At 37.7% G+C, this 18,278-nt stretch carries 19 protein-coding genes and 2 pseudogenes; 8 read left to right on the forward strand and 13 right to left on the reverse strand.

Going from position 1 to position 18,278, the window contains the following annotated elements; all coding sequences use genetic code 11:
• Window positions 1–49: 49 nt before the first annotated feature.
• The 4 genes from CP366_RS06260 to CP366_RS06275 form a co-directional block, all read right to left on the reverse strand.
• On the reverse strand, window positions 50–214 hold the full coding sequence (locus tag CP366_RS06260; RefSeq protein ID WP_080542591.1) for a DUF2933 domain-containing protein: 165 nt from the start codon (window positions 212–214) through the stop codon (window positions 50–52).
• Window positions 215–266: 52 nt separating this feature from the next.
• Window positions 267–2,420, reverse strand: a complete 2,154-nt coding sequence (locus CP366_RS06265; protein WP_089147960.1) for a heavy metal translocating P-type ATPase — start codon at window positions 2,418–2,420, stop codon at window positions 267–269.
• Window positions 2,421–2,553: 133 nt separating this feature from the next.
• Window positions 2,554–2,985, reverse strand: coding sequence for a CopY/TcrY family copper transport repressor (locus CP366_RS06270; protein ID WP_089147959.1), 432 nt, complete (start codon window positions 2,983–2,985; stop codon window positions 2,554–2,556).
• Window positions 2,986–3,398: 413 nt separating this feature from the next.
• On the reverse strand, window positions 3,399–3,629 hold the full coding sequence (locus CP366_RS06275) for a hypothetical protein (RefSeq protein WP_223876242.1): 231 nt from the start codon (window positions 3,627–3,629) through the stop codon (window positions 3,399–3,401).
• Window positions 3,630–3,650: 21 nt separating this feature from the next.
• Here CP366_RS06275 and CP366_RS06280 point away from each other — a divergent pair.
• Window positions 3,651–3,845: pseudogene (locus CP366_RS06280) on the forward strand (ISLre2 family transposase); the annotation flags it as partial.
• 690 nt (window positions 3,846–4,535) lie between these two features.
• On the opposite strand, the pseudogene CP366_RS06285 reads toward CP366_RS06280, so the two are convergent.
• Window positions 4,536–4,871 (reverse strand): annotated as a pseudogene (locus CP366_RS06285) (RNA-guided endonuclease InsQ/TnpB family protein); the annotation flags it as partial.
• Between the two features lie 282 nt (window positions 4,872–5,153).
• Between CP366_RS06285 and CP366_RS06290 the strand changes: the two are divergent.
• Complete coding sequence (locus CP366_RS06290; protein WP_089147958.1) at window positions 5,154–6,665, forward strand: SLAP domain-containing protein; 1,512 nt, start codon at window positions 5,154–5,156, stop codon at window positions 6,663–6,665.
• An 836-nt stretch (window positions 6,666–7,501) separates the two neighbouring features.
• Here the strand turns inward: CP366_RS06290 and CP366_RS06295 are convergent.
• Window positions 7,502–8,347, reverse strand: a complete 846-nt coding sequence (locus CP366_RS06295; protein WP_089147957.1) for an Rpn family recombination-promoting nuclease/putative transposase — start codon at window positions 8,345–8,347, stop codon at window positions 7,502–7,504.
• A 192-nt stretch (window positions 8,348–8,539) separates the two neighbouring features.
• Here CP366_RS06295 and CP366_RS06300 point away from each other — a divergent pair, with 192 nt between their 5' ends.
• Both CP366_RS06300 and CP366_RS06305 read left to right on the forward strand, forming a co-directional pair.
• Window positions 8,540–9,409 carry a hypothetical protein gene (locus CP366_RS06300; RefSeq protein ID WP_013085722.1) on the forward strand — a complete coding sequence of 290 codons (870 nt, stop codon included), beginning with the start codon at window positions 8,540–8,542 and terminating at the stop codon, window positions 9,407–9,409.
• A 212-nt stretch (window positions 9,410–9,621) separates the two neighbouring features.
• Window positions 9,622–10,113, forward strand: coding sequence for a sigma-70 family RNA polymerase sigma factor (locus tag CP366_RS06305; protein ID WP_089145677.1), 492 nt, complete (start codon window positions 9,622–9,624; stop codon window positions 10,111–10,113).
• A 189-nt stretch (window positions 10,114–10,302) separates the two neighbouring features.
• Here CP366_RS06305 and CP366_RS10710 read toward each other — a convergent pair whose 3' ends face one another.
• Complete coding sequence (locus tag CP366_RS10710) at window positions 10,303–10,467, reverse strand: hypothetical protein (RefSeq protein ID WP_155515509.1); 165 nt, start codon at window positions 10,465–10,467, stop codon at window positions 10,303–10,305.
• 187 nt (window positions 10,468–10,654) lie between these two features.
• On the opposite strand from CP366_RS10710, the gene CP366_RS06310 reads away from it, so the two are divergent.
• Window positions 10,655–11,074, forward strand: coding sequence for a hypothetical protein (locus tag CP366_RS06310; RefSeq protein ID WP_013085720.1), 420 nt, complete (start codon window positions 10,655–10,657; stop codon window positions 11,072–11,074).
• Between the two features lie 156 nt (window positions 11,075–11,230).
• On the opposite strand, the gene CP366_RS06315 is transcribed toward CP366_RS06310, so the two are convergent.
• The 4 genes from CP366_RS06315 to CP366_RS06330 all read right to left on the reverse strand — a co-directional run bounded on the left by CP366_RS06315 (window position 11,231) and on the right by CP366_RS06330 (window position 15,308).
• Window positions 11,231–12,703 (reverse strand): ATP-binding protein, encoded by a 1,473-nt coding sequence (locus CP366_RS06315; protein ID WP_098034927.1) that lies wholly within the window; start codon window positions 12,701–12,703, stop codon window positions 11,231–11,233.
• 185 nt (window positions 12,704–12,888) lie between these two features.
• Window positions 12,889–14,262: an SLAP domain-containing protein gene (locus tag CP366_RS06320; RefSeq protein ID WP_089145676.1), complete on the reverse strand. Its 1,374-nt coding sequence runs from the start codon at window positions 14,260–14,262 to the stop codon at window positions 12,889–12,891.
• Window positions 14,263–14,785: 523 nt separating this feature from the next.
• Window positions 14,786–15,058: a DUF2922 domain-containing protein gene (locus tag CP366_RS06325; RefSeq protein WP_005724048.1), complete on the reverse strand. Its 273-nt coding sequence runs from the start codon at window positions 15,056–15,058 to the stop codon at window positions 14,786–14,788.
• 34 nt (window positions 15,059–15,092) lie between these two features.
• Window positions 15,093–15,308: a hypothetical protein gene (locus CP366_RS06330; RefSeq protein WP_005718397.1), complete on the reverse strand. Its 216-nt coding sequence runs from the start codon at window positions 15,306–15,308 to the stop codon at window positions 15,093–15,095.
• Window positions 15,309–15,460: 152 nt separating this feature from the next.
• On the opposite strand from CP366_RS06330, the gene CP366_RS06335 reads away from it, so the two are divergent.
• The 3 genes from CP366_RS06335 (at window position 15,461) to CP366_RS06345 (ending at window position 16,618) form a co-directional block, all read left to right on the forward strand.
• Window positions 15,461–15,877, forward strand: a complete 417-nt coding sequence (locus CP366_RS06335; RefSeq protein WP_005718396.1) for a hypothetical protein — start codon at window positions 15,461–15,463, stop codon at window positions 15,875–15,877.
• Between the two features lie 104 nt (window positions 15,878–15,981).
• Window positions 15,982–16,257 carry a hypothetical protein gene (locus CP366_RS06340; RefSeq protein WP_013085715.1) on the forward strand — a complete coding sequence of 92 codons (276 nt, stop codon included), beginning with the start codon at window positions 15,982–15,984 and terminating at the stop codon, window positions 16,255–16,257.
• On the forward strand, window positions 16,244–16,618 hold the full coding sequence (locus CP366_RS06345; protein WP_233186488.1) for a type II toxin-antitoxin system PemK/MazF family toxin: 375 nt from the start codon (window positions 16,244–16,246) through the stop codon (window positions 16,616–16,618). The genes CP366_RS06340 and CP366_RS06345 overlap by 14 nt, the downstream gene beginning before the upstream one ends.
• A 143-nt stretch (window positions 16,619–16,761) precedes the next feature.
• On the opposite strand, the gene CP366_RS06350 is transcribed toward CP366_RS06345, so the two are convergent.
• A complete protein-coding gene (locus CP366_RS06350; protein ID WP_233186489.1) occupies window positions 16,762–16,968 on the reverse strand; it encodes a hypothetical protein in 207 nt (68 codons plus the stop codon).
• Between the two features lie 68 nt (window positions 16,969–17,036).
• Window positions 17,037–18,116 (reverse strand): NB-ARC domain-containing protein, encoded by a 1,080-nt coding sequence (locus tag CP366_RS06355; protein WP_005721691.1) that lies wholly within the window; start codon window positions 18,114–18,116, stop codon window positions 17,037–17,039.
• Window positions 18,117–18,278: the final 162 nt, after the last annotated feature.

Consider the following 18,278-nt stretch of genomic DNA (forward strand, 5'->3'; position numbering starts at 1 on the left):
CATCACCGCGACTACCAGTTAATATTTTTATATAATATATACCCCCAAGTTAATTGACTTTTTTACGTGGCTTTTCAGTATTATTGGAATTTTGTTGAGTGTTGTTTCCACAGCAGCCCATACTACCAGAGCCACCGTGCATACCCTTGTGCATAAATAGCATCATGAGTGGGTGTGCTAGAAGAAAAAGGGCTATCAGAATCCATTGTGACATAGTTTCACTTCCTTTTGCTTTGTTTCTATAATAAGTTTTTGTCATCACTTAATTACACGTTTTTAATCTTTTTACCAGTCAATCCCATCGCATTAATTGCCACGATAATTGACGACATCGCCATGGCCACAGCACCAACGGCTGGGTCTAGAGTGATTCCCATAAATGACAACACACCGGCAGCGAGTGGAATTGCGACAATATTGTAGCCTGCTCCCCACCAGAGATTTTGAACCATTTTCCGATTTGTGATTTTAGCCAAATCAAGAAAATGTAAAATATCGCTGGGTTCTGATTTAACCAACACAACATCAGCGGAATCAATGGCAACATCGGTTCCGGCACCAATTGCAATTCCAATATCGGCCGCGGAAAGACTTGGTGCATCATTTACGCCGTCACCAACCATGATGACGTGATTGCCCTTTGCTTGATAATCAGCAATAATCTTTTGCTTATCATCTGGTAATAGGCCTGCATGGAATTCAGTCAATCCTAGTAAGTTAGCAACGTGTTCCGCGGCTTTTGGATTATCGCCAGTGAGCATTACGGGGGTAATTCCTCGCCTCTGAAGACCACTAATTAATTCCATAGCACTCGCTTTGATGGTGTCGCCTTCAGCAACCATTCCTTGAACTTGGGTGCCCTGCAATAGGAAGCTGACGGAATTACCCTTAGCAGCCCATTTATCAGCAGCGGCTTTGTCAAACCTGATCCCTTGCTTCGTTAAATAGTTACCATTAACAATCATATAGTCAGTGCCATCAATATTACCGGAAATACCAACACCCGGAATATTTTGAGACTTTTCAGCCGCAACGACTTCAATGTCCTTCGCTTGGGCTTCAGCAATGATTGCTTGGGCCAGCGGATGAGTCGAATTATTTTCAAGGGCGGCCAGTCGGCTTAATAACGTTGTTTCGTCAATCCCATTATTTGGAATCAATGCATTCACCGTAAATTTACCTTCTGTTAACGTGCCAGTTTTATCCAAGAGAACGTGGCTAACATGTTGACTTGCTTCAATGGCTTGGCGATTTCGAACTAATAGCCCATTTTGAGCGCCAATCGTAGTAGAACGAGAAACCACTAATGGAATCGCTAATCCTAATGCATGCGGGCAAGCAATCACGAAGACGGTCACCATGATCGTCATTGCAGTCGCCAATCCCTGGGGTAACCAGGCAAAGAAAGCAATAATCCCAACACTAAGTGCCGCGTAAAATAGATACTTGGCAACTAAATCAGCTTTATCTTCTGCTTTAGATTTAGCCTGCTGGGCATTTCGAACCATTTTCATTACTTGAGAAAGATAGCCGGAGTCACCAGTACCACTAATTTTAACCGTTAGCGTCCCGTTATTGTTGATTGTACCACCAATGACCTTATCGCCAACGTTCTTGGTAACGGCAGCAGATTCACCGGTTACCAGTGCTTCATTCACGGTCGACTCCCCAGCCGTAATAACACCATCGGCTGGAATACTCTCACCTGAACGCACTTGGAAAGCTTGACCAACTTTTAAATCAGATACTGGCACTTCTTTTGTTTCACCATTATCTGTAACTAGATGGGCCGTCTTAGGCAACAGAGCCGCCATCTTTTGTAATGCATTCCCAGCCCCCATCAATGCATTCATTTCAATCCAGTGTCCTAGAAGCATAATTAAAATCAGGGTTGCAAGTTCGAACGAAAAATCCATTACAGGATTTGCCGGGTTCAAGAAGTTGTTGGCAATAAATGCGTACAAACTGTAGAAATACGAAACGGAAATTCCAAGGGTTACTAGCGTCATCATTTCAGGAGATTTATTCTGAATTTCCGCTTTAGCCCCCTTTAAAAAGGGCATTCCGCCATAAAAGTAAAGTGCCGTATCAAACAAAACGATGATAATGCCAACAATTAGCGGTGAACTGAAACTAAGGATGGAAACGTTTAAACCCATGATTGGTGCTAACAGTAAAACTGGAATCGCTAAGACAACGGAGACCCAAAATTTAACTTTCAAATTCCCCATATGCATCATTGAGCCACCGTGCATCATCATGTCGGTCCCAGCCATATCCATATCACCGTGATTCATGTTCATTTGGCTGTGATCCGTTTCGGTCATATCGTGATCCATATGACTCATATTTGATTCATTATTTTCCATATTCTTAGCACTCATGTTTTTCATGTTCATATGTTCCTCTTTATTTTCCATGATTATCGACCCTCCTAAAAATAAGTGTGCGTAGCAAAGCGGTTAGAAGCCTAAATATAAGTTCCTTGTGTGGAAATCCCCGGGCTCGGGATTTTTGTGCAGCAATCCTAAAAGTAAACAGAACACCACAGTCTTAACACTTTTGATCACCTGGCAAACAGTTACACTGAACTTCCTCGGGCGCTGTTTTGGCCTTTTCAGCTAGAATCGCCTGTAAGTTAGCAATATCCGCCCGTGAGAGTTCCCTTGACTGAATAACGCCGGCAATTGTTGAACCAGCCCGCATCGCACACATATGGTCAAACAAATCATCTGCCGCTACCGCCATTGATTCCTTCTCGCCAACAACCGGCTTATACGTGAATGGTCGACTGCCGCCATGCTGCGCAACCGCCCGTTTTTGAATCAACCTGTGAAGTAGCGTTTTGGTTGTTGAAGCTGACCAGCCTTCTAATTCGTTCATAGTATCAATTAGTTCACGACTAGTCGCGTGTCCCATTGTCCAAATTACTTTCATAACCATCCATTCAGAATCGGTGATGGTTACATTCTTTGCATCCTTCAATTGGCTTCCTCCATTAATTGAATTCTAAGTTTACGTTTGTAGACTCCTAACATTTATTAGTTTACACTTGTAGTCACAATAATGCAACCTTTCTGCCAGAAAATACTAGGAATTTTTCACTATAATGAATACTTGCTAGAAAATAGTTCTTTATATCAAGAACTTAAAAGATATTACCGTGGGAAAGATTAACATATTTTGTATTCAAGAGTTGAAAGTAGTAACCCGCCTTAGAAATGCTGATCTTTCAAGTTATGAGCCAATTATCCTCGCAAGCTTTATAGATACTAACACATTTTATAGCATCTAAATCAACACAAAAAAATAAAAAAGTTACTAATCAATGTAACTTTTTCATTGTGCTTATGCAATTTTTTCAACGTTATTCATAATTTCAACACATAATGCTTATATCAGCATTTCAACTTCAAAGCTACGTTTAGCAAGCTCAGTAGCAAAATAAGTATGTGCGTTTTAGCTAATAACAGTAACTTGACTACGGTTAAAGCAAGTTTATCATCAATACTTTCAGCATCAAGTTCTGTTTGAGTAGCATAATAATGTGCATCTGCTACACTTTTCTGTAGTTCTTCATTGTTTTCATCCAGTATTCCTACAAGGAAGTAGCTAATAGCTTCGTGCATTTCAAAAAGTGCTGTCACAGCTTAGAGCAATGGCTCAATAGTGACTTTGAGACAGGTAAGTTGATCAGCAAGAAATTACAGGCAGCAGCTAGAGATAGCTTAAAGCGGCGTCATGAAACGCACATTGGAATTCAACATGGAGCGTTAACAACAGAAGTTGCTGGCGGAAGTTATTTAAGTAAATTCAATCGAATGTTAAACCACATAAATTATTAAGGAATTAAGGTCAGACTAATGGTTTTTAGGCTACCGCAAAAACATTTACACTTACACCAAATTTTAATTGATTGCAGTTTTTGGTTTTATTTCATATAATAATAAAAGAAAAGGAGCTAGCAAGTGCAAGTTGCTAACCCCAATCGTAACTCAGGTGACGGTTCGTGCTAACCCTTGTGGTTAGCTTTTTTTATTATCGCATAAGCTTTTGCTAGATTGATGACAAATTTGCCAACTGCGCCTAGCGTTATACTTATTGCAATAGACCAAGCTATCACGCGGCTTTCGCACTCTCCAGTCTTATCCAATTTGGCATGACTCATCACCTCCGTAACATCAGGATTTGTGAGGGGTGTGGAGTCAGCACTAAGTTACTAAGCTTTCGCGGTAGCTAACCGTTGCTGAAAGCCTGCTTTAATTCTACTGAATAATTCATGAATATGTCAATTTTACTATGATAGTAGTACAAGTAATAATACATGCATTTTTATCTGTACATGTATCAATAGTCAACTACCCTAGACTGAAGTCTTGGGCTTGGTGGCTTGTTAGCTTGCACCAACCAGAACACCAACTTGCTTAGATACGGATTTGACTTACCAGCAATAATCTTTTGACTATTGCCGATAGAGGTCGTCTAATTACCAAAGCCTTTTGAGTCCGCGAGTTGCTAGCGGACTGCAGCCTAGCTTAGGCTGCTTTTTTTATTTTAGGATTTTGCCACTTGCCTAATCCTTTTTCTAAGATGTTCACGGCGGCATTCCAATCACGAATATGGTGCGTTCGACAGATTGGGCAAGTCCACTCTCGATCCTTAAGGGTTAATTTCTTATAACCGTTTTGGCCCATAATACTGCCACATTGATGGCATCTTTGGGTGGTGTAGTTAGGATCAATTGTTAGAAATTCTTTGCCATATAGATCTGCCTTATAAGCCAGCATGTTCAGGAAACTACGCCAGCCAACATCTGAAATAGCTTGAGATAAGGCATGATTCTTTAACAGGTTTCTGCTTCTTAGTTCTTTTTTCATCCCAAAAATCACGCAGCGGACAAAACCCACCCACCTACCCCTAGCAAATAAGAGGACAAAAACCACCCTTTCATCGCTTGGCAAAAATCGAGTACACAATATACGTGCTTCAGGCGTGTCGCCTGTACGCATGCTGATCCTTCAGCAATGACTACTACCTCATGAGAGTTATAAACTCATGGATCTTGCTTTGAATGATTTTGTACATTATAGGCTCCCTACATGCTGAACCTATGGCCTATTACATTTTTTATATTTCAAGGAGGAAAAGACCACATGAAGAAAAATTTAAGAATTGTTAGCGCTGCTGCTGCTGCTTTATTAGCTGTTGCTCCTGTTGCTGCTTCTGCTGTTTCTGTTAACGCTGCTGACAACACTACTGTTAACGCTACTAACAGTACTTCAGACTACTCACACATTAACTTAGGTGGTACTACTATCAGCAATAACACTGTTGCTAATGTTAACCCTAGCTTTGCTTTAAACAGTGCTGTAACTAAGAACGGTGCACTTACTCCTAATGATACTGCACAGGTTGTTCAAGATGGTGGCCTTACTGGTTCTATCTCTGCAACTGCTCTTGGTGTAACTGCTACTGCTAACTTATTTAACGGTCAAAATGGTGCTTCAACTGTTGAAGTAACTGCTAAGGACAATACAAGTGATGTAATTTACAAGCAAACTACTGGTACTGATGGTAAAACTCAAACTACCAATAACTTTAAGAAAGTAGTTGTTGGTAACCAATATACTGTTACTGTTAATAATGTTGGTTTTAACTTTGGTGCAAACAATGCTGGTAAGGAAGTTACTCTTACTTTGCCACAAAACACTCCATTCTCATTCACTGGTACTTTACCATCAGGCTGGACTCCAGTAACTACAACTAATGGTAATGTAACTGCTATTAAGGGTAAGTTAGACAACAATGGTACTGTAAGTAACTTACAACTTAAAGGTAACTTAACTGCTCTTAACCCTGAAAACAACAATAACGTTGTATTTTACGACGTTGAAAATGGTTCTAGCGTTAAAGACGGTAATGTAATGGTTCTTGCAGACTACAACAAGCAACTTAACGTTGATTCAATTATGCAAGCAATCTTCAGCAAGTACACCGCAATGCAACGTATTGAAAGCCGTAATGGCAATGTACAAGATGGTGCCCAAAACGTTCTTGACTTTGCAAAGTTGGGTCATGGTATTAAGTTAGATACTTCACGTAATGACATTATCAAGCAATTAGAAAATGCTGGTATTAAGGTTTCACCAGCTGGTTACTTTACTGCTCCTCATTCATTTAAGGCAACTGTTAAGGTTGTTTCAAATATTAACGGCAAGAGCAAGGAATTACCTGTAACTTTCACTGTAGCTAACGTTGCAGATCCTGTTGTTCCAAGTCAAAGCAAGACTATTATGCACAACGCATACTACTACAAGGAAGATGGTACTACTCGTGCCAACAACGACAAGGCTAAGCGTTATGAATCAGTAACTGTTGCTATGTCAACTAAGAAGATCGGCAACAAGGACTTCTACGAAGTAATCAAGGATGGCAAGGCTACTGGTATGTACATCAACGCAGACAACATTGATGGTACTAAGCGTACTTTGAAGCACAACGCATACGTTTACAAGACTTCAAAGAAGCGTGCTAACAAGGTTGTTCTTAAGAAGGGTGACACTGTTGTTACCTACGGTGGTACTTACACATTCAAGAACGGTAAGCAATACTACAAGATCAACAACAATACTGAAAAGACTTACGTAAAGGCTTCAAACTTTTAATTAAGTCTAAGTAGTATATAAGGAAAACGAGGCATTTGCCTCGTTTTTCTTTTGCTCTGAAAAATAAGCATGACTTTGACTAATGTTTAAGTAAAAATAATTGAATTTAGATTATAATATTGTTATAATTTTTCATAAAAAAATCAAATCAGGCTGATATAATGCTGTGTTTTTTCGCTATAGTTGTGAGGCGCTATGGTGCCCGACAGAGGCTTTATATCTGATCGTTAGTCTTGACAGGCGATATGGTCCTGTCCGTCCTCTTATTGTGACTTTTATAATTTTGTTGGACTGTTAGGCTGTGTATTGTGTAGCTTAACAGTCTTTTTCAAAGGAAAGCTATTATTTTATATGGTATATCGGATTAATAGCTCAAGCTGAAGCAATGCCCAATCTTATACGAAAGATGTTCAGTAAAAGTAAATCTAATTAATTTTCCTTTTTTTCTCACCTAATCTGCACCTTTTACTGATGATCTCAATGATCATCAGTTTTTTCTAATTGCCTTGATTAGCAATCAATCATATAAATACCGCTTTTTGGCTCTAAAAAAGGGCACCGCTGTTGCGATACCCTCAGCCAATACATTTAGTTTTAATGCTATAAAATTTGGTGAAACAAAAAATCGTTACTCATTTGTCCGATTAGAGTAGCGATTTTTTTGTGTCTTAATTCTCGCACATGCAAGTTGTTTCATCTTTATATGAACATGTTAGCATATTTTTTTATATTTTTCTATATTCATGGTTTGTTTGCAGTATTTACGTTTAAATTAATGTATTGGCTCAAAAAAGATGCCGCTTATGCGACATCTTGGAAAATATTGTTGTTACAACTTAGCTCTGTTTCAGAAATTCTTCTAACTGCTTATCAGAGAATACGTTGCCATACTTTTGCTTTAATTGCTGCAGGATTTGTGGGCTAGTGCAGCCAACATCTTTCAAAGAAGCGACTAAGGTAAGTGCACCCGTTTTAAGACCTTGCTGCAGGCCTTTCTTTTCACCAACTTGCTCGCGTTCAAGCATTCTAGTTTCAAAGTCCATAATAGTATCCCTCCATTCTGGATCGGCATTCATTGATTCGATGCGTTTTTGTGCCTTATCAAAGAGTTTATCGCCATGTACCGGTAAATCTTTCATGAGTTTGACTAAATTAAGTAATGTTTCAGTCTCGGTTCCATCAGGAACTCCGTTTGAGTTAATTATAATTTTAGTCAAGCCATCCTGCAATATATCTGCATGATTGTCTACATTAATAGTTTGGTATGTAGACTTGATTGCAACTTTTTGCTTAGTTTTGAACGTGCAAAGAAAAATAATGAAGACATTTTTCAAATCATTGTAAGTATAGCCCTGGTGGAGAGTATACCTTTGATCGTTTTTCGAAGCATAATAGCGCATGCGACGAGCAATATCGTCATCGTCTGACCGCTGCATCTCAATATTGTAAAGGTTGCCGTTAATATCCTCAACCAAAATATCGAGTCGGACATCTTTTTGATCGCGATGCTCAGGATCGATGATTACTTCTTGCTTCTTAGGCGGAAAGATCTTCTTAATTGGGATCTCCGGCAGAATTCCTTGCAAAACATGTCTGCAAAAAGCTGGATTGGACATGATTTCACCAAAAACTTTGTCTTCTGAAAAACCAAACCATTGCCTGTTATTGTGCGTATTTTTCATTGCGCACCTCTTTCTAAAAAATAGTAGGATAAAATTTACCCTCTATTGTTTATTACGCAAAAAATCGGCAAAATTTTTTATAAAATTGTTTTTTCAGCATAATAATTTCTAGCTATACAATCAATGCTTCATCCTGTATAATACTATTCAATATTTAAAACAATATAGATATATTCAAACATAGGGAGTGTGATGGATGTGTCAGCCTACAAGCAACGTAACTTGGGGATTATTAGCTTGCCCACTGACATAAAATATCGTAATTGGTCCAAAGATCTTACCAAATGGAGAATTGAGAATGACGCGCAACTAGCGCAGTACATTACGTATGACAATAAATATCGACTCAATAAGAACACATTGGCAGTCTATGAGTTCAAGCAAAATCCTATCTTAGGCAAATATAAGGCAGTAGCCTTCGACCTGAATCGTGGAATTGTGCTTAGTCAGAAGTCAACACATGCCATGATGCAAGGATTGATGCGGCATGCCGTACATTGCGATATGATTTGGCAGAGAATGCTAGCTCGCGAGGCTGGAGTTGATATCTATCAAGGGATTGTCATGTACAATGTGCTTTATTTTTCAATGCATGCATTTAGTGGAAACTTCTTCACGGACTGGATTTGCTTGCACTGGATTAAAGACTTCCACGTTAAACGCCATGATCAAGCTATTTTCAACAGTATTGCACTTGATGAAAACGGCTTGGTTTATAATTTTGCTTTTGATTCTCCTAAGCCCAATCTTACGAAGATAATTGGTCAGTATCTGTTTCATAATCATTATTATTCTGACTTATATTATCAGCATATGTTGCAAGAAAATAATCTTCGCGTAACAGTCATTAATTCTGACTCAATCCTGCATAATTCCAACTATTATGTGCAACTGGACTTGTATGCTGTTGATAGTTTCAAAAAGCTAGCTGACAAATTCTATAATCATGTTTTAAACTTGCATCTACTTACAATTGTAAAAGAATTTAAGCCATTAGATTATTTGCACCGTGAACACCGCTTTTTTACTAAGCAGATTATTAAGATCAGATATAATCGTTAACAGCTCTCATGAGCTGTATTTTTTTGCACTTTTTTGACTATCATCTGTTCTTCGTCAGGTACTATCTGACTTGGCTTTGCTTATCGTAGAAATTAACAAACACATGCGACACTTGGGATTAGAGCATCTCACCACTAAGTTTTTCTGCGGATTCAATCTTGCTAATCTAATAGTACACAAGCGCTTGTGACATCATTTAGGAGAGTGTCACAATGACAAGTCAAAAATATTTCGAAGAAGCATGGAACAATCGTAAGTTAGTTGGTGGTGCCTTAAAGGCGGCACATGTTCGACCGGACTATCATCTCTATGAAGATCTGTTGCAAGAAGGTGTAATTTTGTATGCCGAGATGTTGCGCAAGCTAGATGGTCAAAAAACGCGTACGGAAATTGATAAATTGAGTTTCAAGAAGCTTCTCTGGCATATAATTGATACTCTACGCCGCGAACAACGAGTGTGCGAACGTAATACAGCCATCGATAAAGCCTATGATCTTGGTGAAGCTGCAGCTTGGGACAACCTTGTTGCACTAAAGAATGAAGCTAAGAAGCTTAGTCATCTTGAACAAGTAATTCTGTTTGAACATTTGCTTGAGAAGAAGACAATCACGCAATTAGTTGAGGAATGCGGCGTACCACGCATTACATTGAAACGATTAAAAAAGCAGTTATTAGGTAAATTACGTGCTGTAATGGAACAATAGTAAACAATGAACCAGGTGCTAGACTATACAGAGAAAAAAATTATGTTATACTAGGTGTAGGTTATATTAAGAAAACTGCATTATATTCAAAAAAGTGCAAACAAAAACCATTACTCGAATTCCGGTTGAGCAATGGTTTTTATTTTCGCTAAATTATTGAAAGCACTACAAAAGCCTTCTCATAGCTAACTATCGGTGCCTGTGCTGTCTTCTTTTATTGCGCTTATGCTTTCGCTTCTTGCAGCGATGACTCTCTAGCCAATCGTCATAGGCTTCGTTAAGTGCATGAACGGAAACGCTCACCACAATCGGCGCAATTACAGCCGTAATAGTTATATTAAGAATGTCCCGCATTATACTCACCTCCTTTAATGGACTGGACATTAGGAGGTACAAGCACCGAATAAAATTATAACAAAATCAAAATAAAAGTAATATGCAACTTTATATAACAATTAAGAAAGAAAAGTTACTATTTTTCACGATATCACGGAACTTTTAGATAAATTACGTGCTGTAATGGAATCAAATGAAGTAAAATATGTTTAAACTAAAAGTCGATATCCGAGAATTCAAGACTGGTACGCACGTTAAGGTTTTCAATTCCAAGGGCAATAATCATGATCTAAACCAAAAGATGGTTGATTTCCTAGATTACATGAACGGAATCATCAACCATCCGGAAGGCTATATCGCCAGCTTGCAAAAGGATGTCGACCATTACGTGAACAGCGGAAAGTGGGTCGAAGACATGGACAAGCTAGAATACGAAATGAATGAGGTTGCTAAAAAAGCAACTAAAAAAGCAAAAGTAGAAGATGCTAAAAAGCTAGTCCTAACTATTAAGCGAATGGATGGAACTAAAGATACAGTCCTACAAGAACTCACAAATAATTATGGCGATATGCTTAGCCACGATAAAATTATCAAACTAGTACATGAAGTTTATAGTAAACAATAATCAATAGTTCACAGCAGAATTATCTTCCAAGGTGTCGCAACAGCGACGCCTTTTTTAGAGCAAAAGAAAAAACGATACTCTATTTGTTTTGATGTATCGTTTTGAAAATATAATTATAGTGATTTATTTGATATCTTTAACATTATTTTGCATTTATCAACCTAAATCAGTAAAGAAGTAAACTCCGCGTTTTTCCATTCGCATAATTCCAATCTCTCTACATTTTTGAATAATTTTCGATGCAGAATTTGGTGCTATCTCTAAAAAATTAGCAAGTAAATTTCGATTAAACGAATACTTAGAGCTATATCTCATATAAAATTCTAATAATTTTTTAGTGGTTTGTCCTCTAAAGATTTTATTTATACCTTTTTCATTCCATTTTTTTATTATATTGCTTTCTTTATTCTGAAGTGGACTCTTCTCACTCTGAAGTGGACTCTTCTCACTCTGAAGTGGACTCTTTGGCGTAGCAATTCCTCTGTTGGGCAAAGTTGCTAAAAATACTGTATCATCTGAATAGAAGATAGGCTGCTCTACAAAATCGGTATATGCACTCAAAATTCGTTGGATACCACTACCACGGCGATCCATGTAATGTAATCTACCAAAAATGTCAGAGATAATTTCATTTCTTCTCATAGAAGGAACATGCTTTAGATTAAGATCCTGAATTCTACTCCCATTAATCATGCCACCAGGCGACACAATTTCCATCCGATCATCAAACATATCAACATGTACTTCAGAACCCTGAATCTGATAATCACGGTGAATTAATGCATTAACTAAAACTTCTCGAACAGCCTTGAATGGATAGTCGCTATTTTCTTCTCGTCGCATTCCACGAATTGTCCAAGGATTCTTAGAATTGGTTCTAATAAATGCTTCTGCATTAGATAGCAGAGTAATCAAACTTGCATCTGTAAATTCTTCATCATCTAAGGCATCTCCATCAACACTGCCTTTTTCGATTCCTTTCCACCGAGTACAGACAATCTTAGACTGGCGTAAATAACCTTGATCACACAGTAATAGCCCTGCGTTAGTCACGATATTATCTTGTGTTACAAATCCCATCGAAATTAAATCGCGTGAAATATCAAAGTCTTCACCAGTTTCTTTCTTAAAGGTAGCAGCTAATAAGGTGAAACTTACATCTGGTAATTTATAGCTAGTCGGAAGTGCATCAAATGTTTTGTTCATTCCTTTTAGCAGTAAATTATTTTGCTCTATCGGTGTTGCTTTTTCTGAACGATCTCCATGCCGCATAAAAATAGCATGTTCTTGCGTATTGATATAATAATATGGATAATCTGGACCAGGAGCGACTTCTAGATCAATGCATTTCTTATCTGAATATTCACTATCAATAGGAGCTAATGTAAATCTAGGCCAAGGTGAAACTCGGGTAGAAATAAGTTCAGAGATTTTAGAAGAAGTTTGTTGTAAATTATCTATTCCAATAAACTTATGCTCTTCGTCAGTCACACCAAAGATAATATGCCCGCCTTTAGTATTTGCAAAAGCTACAACAGATTTAAGCCAACTTACAGGTTTAGTAGTCTCCAATGATTCCTTGTAATCAAGATAAGTAGCTTCCATATTTTTAATGTCATCTAGTTTCATTAATACACTTCCTCGTATTATATACTTGCTTAATTATATCATGGAAAATACAGTAGATTAGCTACTTACTGTTCGCCTTAACTAATATGTGTGACTACAAATGAAGTGTAAGAATAATGAAAACTAGAGCAAAAGAAAAACGAGGCGAATGCCTCGTTTTATCTTTATCTACTACATAGACTTAATTAAAAGTTTGAAGCCTTTACGTAAGTCTTCTTAGTATCGTTGCCGATCTTGTAGTATTGCTTGCCGTTCTTGAATGTGTAAGTACCACCGTAAGTAGTTACTTCTTCACCCTTCTTAAGAACAACCTTGTTAGCACGCTTCTTTGAAGTCTTGTAAACGTATGCGTTGTGCTTCAAAGTACGCTTAGTACCATCAATGTTGTCTGCGTTGATGTACATACCAGTAGCCTTGCCATCCTTGATTACTTCGTAGAAGTCCTTGTTGCCGATCTTCTTAGTTGACATAGCAACAGTTACTGATTCATAACGCTTAGCCTTGTCGTTGTTGGCACGAGTAGTACCATCTTCCTTGTAGTAGTATGCGTTGTGCCTAATAGTCTTGCTTTGGCTTGGTACAGTAGTTACCTTACCATTTGGAATTGAAACAGTTACAGGTAAAGCAGCTGATGCGTTACTGTTGTTTGCAGTAGCAGTGAATGACAAACTTAATGAAGTTGGTGCAGTAAAGTAACCAGCACCATCAACAGTAATGTTTTGCTTCTTCAATTGGTTAGTTACTTCTTCAGCAGTAATTGGTGAAGTAAGTGAAGTTGAAGTTACGTTACCATTGTCACCACGGCTTAATTCGAATGGCTTGTAATTGTTCAAAGCTGCAACGATTTGGTTTACATTTACAAGGTTGTTGCTACCAGCGTTAACAGTTACGTTAGCTGAAGTTGCAACTGCGTTGTTGTTGTACCATGCAACAGTTGCGTTGCTAAATGGATTTACAGCTTTAAAGTTAGGAGTTTGAACTTCAGCAAAGTTTGCAACACCGTTTTGGTCTAAAGTGATTGTAACACTTTCACCAGCTTTAACACTCTTATCTGCTGGAGTTAATACACCACCCTTAAGGGCAATGGTAACCTTCTTGTTTGCGTTAGCAGGACCAAAGTTAAATGAAACATTTGGAATAACTGCGTAGTATTGACCAGCAACAAAATCAGCTGAATTTACAGCAACTTCTTTCTTAGTAGTTGCATTGTAAACCTTAGTATTCTTGTTAACATCAGTAGTTAAATTACCAGTGTAAGTTTGGCCGTTGTAAGTTGCTGATACTGAACCAGATACAACGCCGCTTGTGCCTTGAGCACCATTTTGACCTGCAACATAGGCAATAGCAGTAAAGTTAGTAGCAAGATTTACATCTGAATTTTGAGCAACAGTTGCTGAGTTGTTACCACCAAGATCAACAGTAGTTACAGCTTTGCTTGCGTTAGCAGTAGTAGTTGCAGTAGAGTCAGCAGCGTTAACAGAAACAGCAGAAGCAGCAACAGGAGCAACAGCTAATAAAGCAGCAGCAGCAGCGCTAACAATTCTTAAATTTTTCTTCATGTGGTCTTTTCCTCCTTGAAATATAAAAAATGTAATAGGCCATAGGTTCAGCATGTAGGAGCCTATAATGTACAAAATCATTCAAAGCAAGATCCACGAGTTTATAACTCTCGTGAGGTAGTAGTCTTGCTGAAGGATCAGCATGCGTACAGGCGACACGCCTGAAGCACGTCCTATTACTTACCACGATTCATATTGTACTAACCTCACCAAAAAATAGCAAGTTAAATTGACTACAATCTTGCTTTTGTAATAATTCACCTATTCCCTATCCCAATACCATTCACACAAATCTAAAATAACAAAATGCCGTAATCCTAGACACAACAAGAAAAAGCGAGCATACGCCCGCTTTACTGTTTCTTTACTTTTTCTTAAATTTTACAACGATGTAACAAAATCAATTGAAAAAGTAATATTACTATACGATTTCTGTTAAAGGTCTAAGTGTGAACTCTACATCTTGCGATATTTTCTCCTGAGCCTTTTGACCAAGCTAATTAGTTGGTCAAGCAAGTCCAGATTAGTCTTGCTTAGCTGCAGGCTCAACTGCAGATTCTGCTGAATCATTAAAGATATCAGTAACAGTGCGTTCAATGTATGCAGCTGATTGAGGAGTGTGATAATATGCAACACCATCTTTCTCGAATGCATCGGCTTCCGCAATCGTGTTCATCGCACCGCGTACTTGATCCGCAGTTAGATTATCGACTGCATCCCCCAATGTAATACTAATTTTCTTCTTTTCTCCGTTCAAGAAAGTTAACTTCATAGTCTTAGTAGTTTTAGCCATCATTTTTTCTCCTTATTTCCTAAATATGTTCGTTAATTTATTCAGCTGCTGGTACAAGACGTGACTTCTGCACTAAGTATGCTTCATCAAGTGAGTCTTCTTGCAAACTAGCAATTGCTTGACCCACCTTTTGCAACTCATCTGCCTTAGCGCCAGTCTTTACGTTCTTCAAGTTACGGGTCTTTTGCCCATTCTTATACTTCTTGTTGCCAAATACATATTGGATTGATTGTTCAGTTAATTCGTAATTCATATTTTTCTTCTACCTCTTAATAATTAGTTAAAATTGAGTATTTTGTAATCAACCTGCCGGCCGGATGTCTTACACTATAACTAACGATTCAAAGTCACCAATTGGCTCAAATTCGTTAATATTTTTTCTAAAAATAAGGAGAGTTTATTATTATGAAGAAATTGGTCTTTTGGGGTGTTATTGCTGCGATGTTCATCTTAGGTGGAGGTGGCGCCGGTGCTTACATTAGCCATGCCAACACTCAAACGCACAATAATACTTCCTATAATAATTCCAATAAAAAGAACGCTGATCCTGACCAGCAAAAATCTAATAATTCTGATGCAGATTCTAACAAAGACAATTCTAGTCAGGATGATTCTGCAAAATCCTCATCTGATAAGGATAAAGAGCAGTCCAAGAAGTCCAGCTCATCAAACAAGAAGTCAGATGATCAATCAAGTTCTTCATCTTCTTCAAGCGATCACCAGCAGGAACAATCATCCAGCAGCCAATCCAGCGCGGCTTCCTCAAGCAACGATCAATCATCTGCCGTAAGTTCCAGCTCTGCTGCTGATGATAACAAGTAAGCAAACGAAAAAGGAGCCAATTTGTGGCTCCTTTTGTTTGTGCTCACTGTATTCACAGTATATACTTAAATAATAAAATATTTTTAGCATAAGGAAGGCTTATTATGATAGTCAAGGCTAGAAAACAAGGAAATTCAATAGTGCTTACCATTCCAAGTACTATCAAAGTTCCACTTAATACAGAATTCTCTGTTGATGTAAATAAAAACGGTGATATTGTATACAAAAGAATTGCTAAAAACAATTATGATTTATGGTCAGACCCCGCTTATGACGATTATGATTATGATACTGAAATAAAGCGAGAATACCAAGAATTAGGATACAATCCTAGAGAAGTCAAACCTGTCGGAAAGGAACTAGCAAATGAGAAGGATTGATGTCCATCAAGGTGACATAATAATGATCGATGCTGAACCACATGCTGGTCACGAAATGGGTGGACATGATCCTGAAAAAGGAAATATTCGTAGACGCTATTTAGTAGTGAGCAGACATGCTTACACTAAAAAGTCTGGATTAGTAATAGGACTAGCAATTACTCATAACCATATTAGAGATGATCCATTTAGATTCTATGTGCTAGATTATGCTAGTCACACAAATGGAGATGCATTATTATTTCAAATGCTATCGTATGATTTCATTGCCCGTCATGGAAAAATAATCGGCCACATAAAAGAATCAACAGAATTCGATAATTTACTCCAACAAGTAAGAAATATTTTTTCAAAAGAATAATTACTTAAATTATCATCCATCAACCAATCCAGCGCGGCTTCCTCAAGCAACGATCAATCATCTGCGCAAGTTCTAGCTCCGCTGATGACGAGAAGTAAAAAATAGCCGTTACTCACATTGAGTAGCGGCTATTTTCATTAGACCTAGGCTTCTTTCATCATTTGTTCAATTTGATCCCGGGAAACAGAATCATGGTAGTCTTCTGTCAGATCCTCCAAAGGTTTGGAATCTGATACACCATAGCTCCGGTTACGACGAATGATCTTCTTAATTGCATTCACTGTTGCACTTAAAATTCCTTTTTCTTCACCGTATTCACGCTCTTCAGCTAGCTTAGTCTCATAGTCCATAATAGTATCCCTCCAAACTGGATCTGCGTTCATTTCTGTGATTTTCTGCCGAATTTTTTCAATAAATTCTAGCCCCAATTAAGTTCATCATACTTTGCTTGAATGAAATCTCTAAACAAAGGTAAGGTAAAACCGACCTTTCCCCTAATTATTGGCTTAATTAGATCATATTTAATTAATTTTGCACGATAGCTATTAACATACTGCTTACTTTTTTGCATAGTCCTAATAATTGAACTAATACTATTATCTTGCGCCATAGCGTACAAAAATTGAAAATCCACATCCGTTAATTCATGAGCAATTACATCATACGCTTGGTTGAAAAGTACATCACGGAATCTAAGTTTAGTATATTCCAAAGCTTTTTCAAACGTCATCTTTTGACTCAAATTTTCATACATCAAATCTCCGATCAATTGAAATGCATAAGCATAGCCTTTTGACATATCTGCCAAAATTTCTGCTTGCTTAGCTGTTATGTCTAATACATCCATGTAAGTTCTGGCAATTGACGACGCAAATAGTTTAGAGACGTGAAACCTATCCGCCCGAACCAAGAAGGTTAAATTATGTGTGCCTGATAGTTCCGCCACTTCACTTAATAGTCCGGTCATAATCACTGAAACTTGATAGTTATTTAGGCTCCAGTCGTTGAATTCCTCAGCCAATTTTTGAATTGTGGGTGTATTTGACACTTCATCAATACAAAATGCAACACGAATCCCCACTTTGTTCAAAGCTTTAAGAATCTTGTTAATTTCTACTTTATAATATATTTCATCATGCTTTTCATTTGCTTCAGTGAAATCTACTGATACAAAAGGAACTTTAATAGAAATTGATGGCGTCCATTTTTTGATTTTATCTAGCATAGGCACTAGCTTGATATACATCATTCGAAAAAGATCATCAGAATTGTGCAAAGTGACTACCATAGTATCTTTATATTTTTTTAGTTCTTTACCCACTTTGTTCATAAAAACTGTTTTTCCTGAACCTCGTACCCCTGTAATAAAGAGAGAATAAGTTGGATGTTTCTTGAGACGATGGGCTCTTTGAGCAAATTTAACTGCATCATCATTAAAATCAAGATATAGCTCTGGGATCCCGCCAAATTCAGCATCAAAAGGATTTTCATTATACATATTTTTCCTCATTTTACTTCATTTTACTTTTTACATTTATATTTTACTTCATTTTACTCCATTTTACTAATCAAAACTGACTTCTATACTTTTGCATCTCTCAACCACTAAGTGTATAATTTTTTGCGGTAAGTTGAATAAATAATTAAAAAGCTCAAGTCC

This window comes from Lactobacillus sp. UMNPBX15, from assembly GCF_002553785.1.
GTDB classification, from domain to species: domain Bacteria; phylum Bacillota; class Bacilli; order Lactobacillales; family Lactobacillaceae; genus Lactobacillus; species Lactobacillus crispatus.

Coding starts and splice junctions, on each gene's coding strand:
- CP366_RS06260 (WP_080542591.1), bottom strand. CDS start 214: ATGTCACAATGGATTCTGATAGCCCTTTTTCTTCTAGCACACCCACTC.
- CP366_RS06265 (WP_089147960.1), bottom strand. CDS start 2,420: ATGGAAAATAAAGAGGAACATATGAACATGAAAAACATGAGTGCTAAG.
- CP366_RS06275 (WP_223876242.1), bottom strand. CDS start 3,629: ATGCACGAAGCTATTAGCTACTTCCTTGTAGGAATACTGGATGAAAAC.
- CP366_RS06290 (WP_089147958.1), top strand. CDS start 5,154: ATGAAGAAAAATTTAAGAATTGTTAGCGCTGCTGCTGCTGCTTTATTA.
- CP366_RS06295 (WP_089147957.1), bottom strand. CDS start 8,347: ATGAAAAATACGCACAATAACAGGCAATGGTTTGGTTTTTCAGAAGAC.
- CP366_RS06300 (WP_013085722.1), top strand. CDS start 8,540: ATGGATGTGTCAGCCTACAAGCAACGTAACTTGGGGATTATTAGCTTG.
- CP366_RS06305 (WP_089145677.1), top strand. CDS start 9,622: ATGACAAGTCAAAAATATTTCGAAGAAGCATGGAACAATCGTAAGTTA.
- CP366_RS10710 (WP_155515509.1), bottom strand. CDS start 10,467: ATGCGGGACATTCTTAATATAACTATTACGGCTGTAATTGCGCCGATT.
- CP366_RS06310 (WP_013085720.1), top strand. CDS start 10,655: ATGTTTAAACTAAAAGTCGATATCCGAGAATTCAAGACTGGTACGCAC.
- CP366_RS06315 (WP_098034927.1), bottom strand. CDS start 12,703: ATGAAACTAGATGACATTAAAAATATGGAAGCTACTTATCTTGATTAC.
- CP366_RS06320 (WP_089145676.1), bottom strand. CDS start 14,262: ATGAAGAAAAATTTAAGAATTGTTAGCGCTGCTGCTGCTGCTTTATTA.
- CP366_RS06325 (WP_005724048.1), bottom strand. CDS start 15,058: ATGATGGCTAAAACTACTAAGACTATGAAGTTAACTTTCTTGAACGGA.
- CP366_RS06330 (WP_005718397.1), bottom strand. CDS start 15,308: ATGAATTACGAATTAACTGAACAATCAATCCAATATGTATTTGGCAAC.
- CP366_RS06335 (WP_005718396.1), top strand. CDS start 15,461: ATGAAGAAATTGGTCTTTTGGGGTGTTATTGCTGCGATGTTCATCTTA.
- CP366_RS06340 (WP_013085715.1), top strand. CDS start 15,982: ATGATAGTCAAGGCTAGAAAACAAGGAAATTCAATAGTGCTTACCATT.
- CP366_RS06345 (WP_233186488.1), top strand. CDS start 16,244: ATGAGAAGGATTGATGTCCATCAAGGTGACATAATAATGATCGATGCT.
- CP366_RS06350 (WP_233186489.1), bottom strand. CDS start 16,968: ATGGACTATGAGACTAAGCTAGCTGAAGAGCGTGAATACGGTGAAGAA.
- CP366_RS06355 (WP_005721691.1), bottom strand. CDS start 18,116: ATGTATAATGAAAATCCTTTTGATGCTGAATTTGGCGGGATCCCAGAG.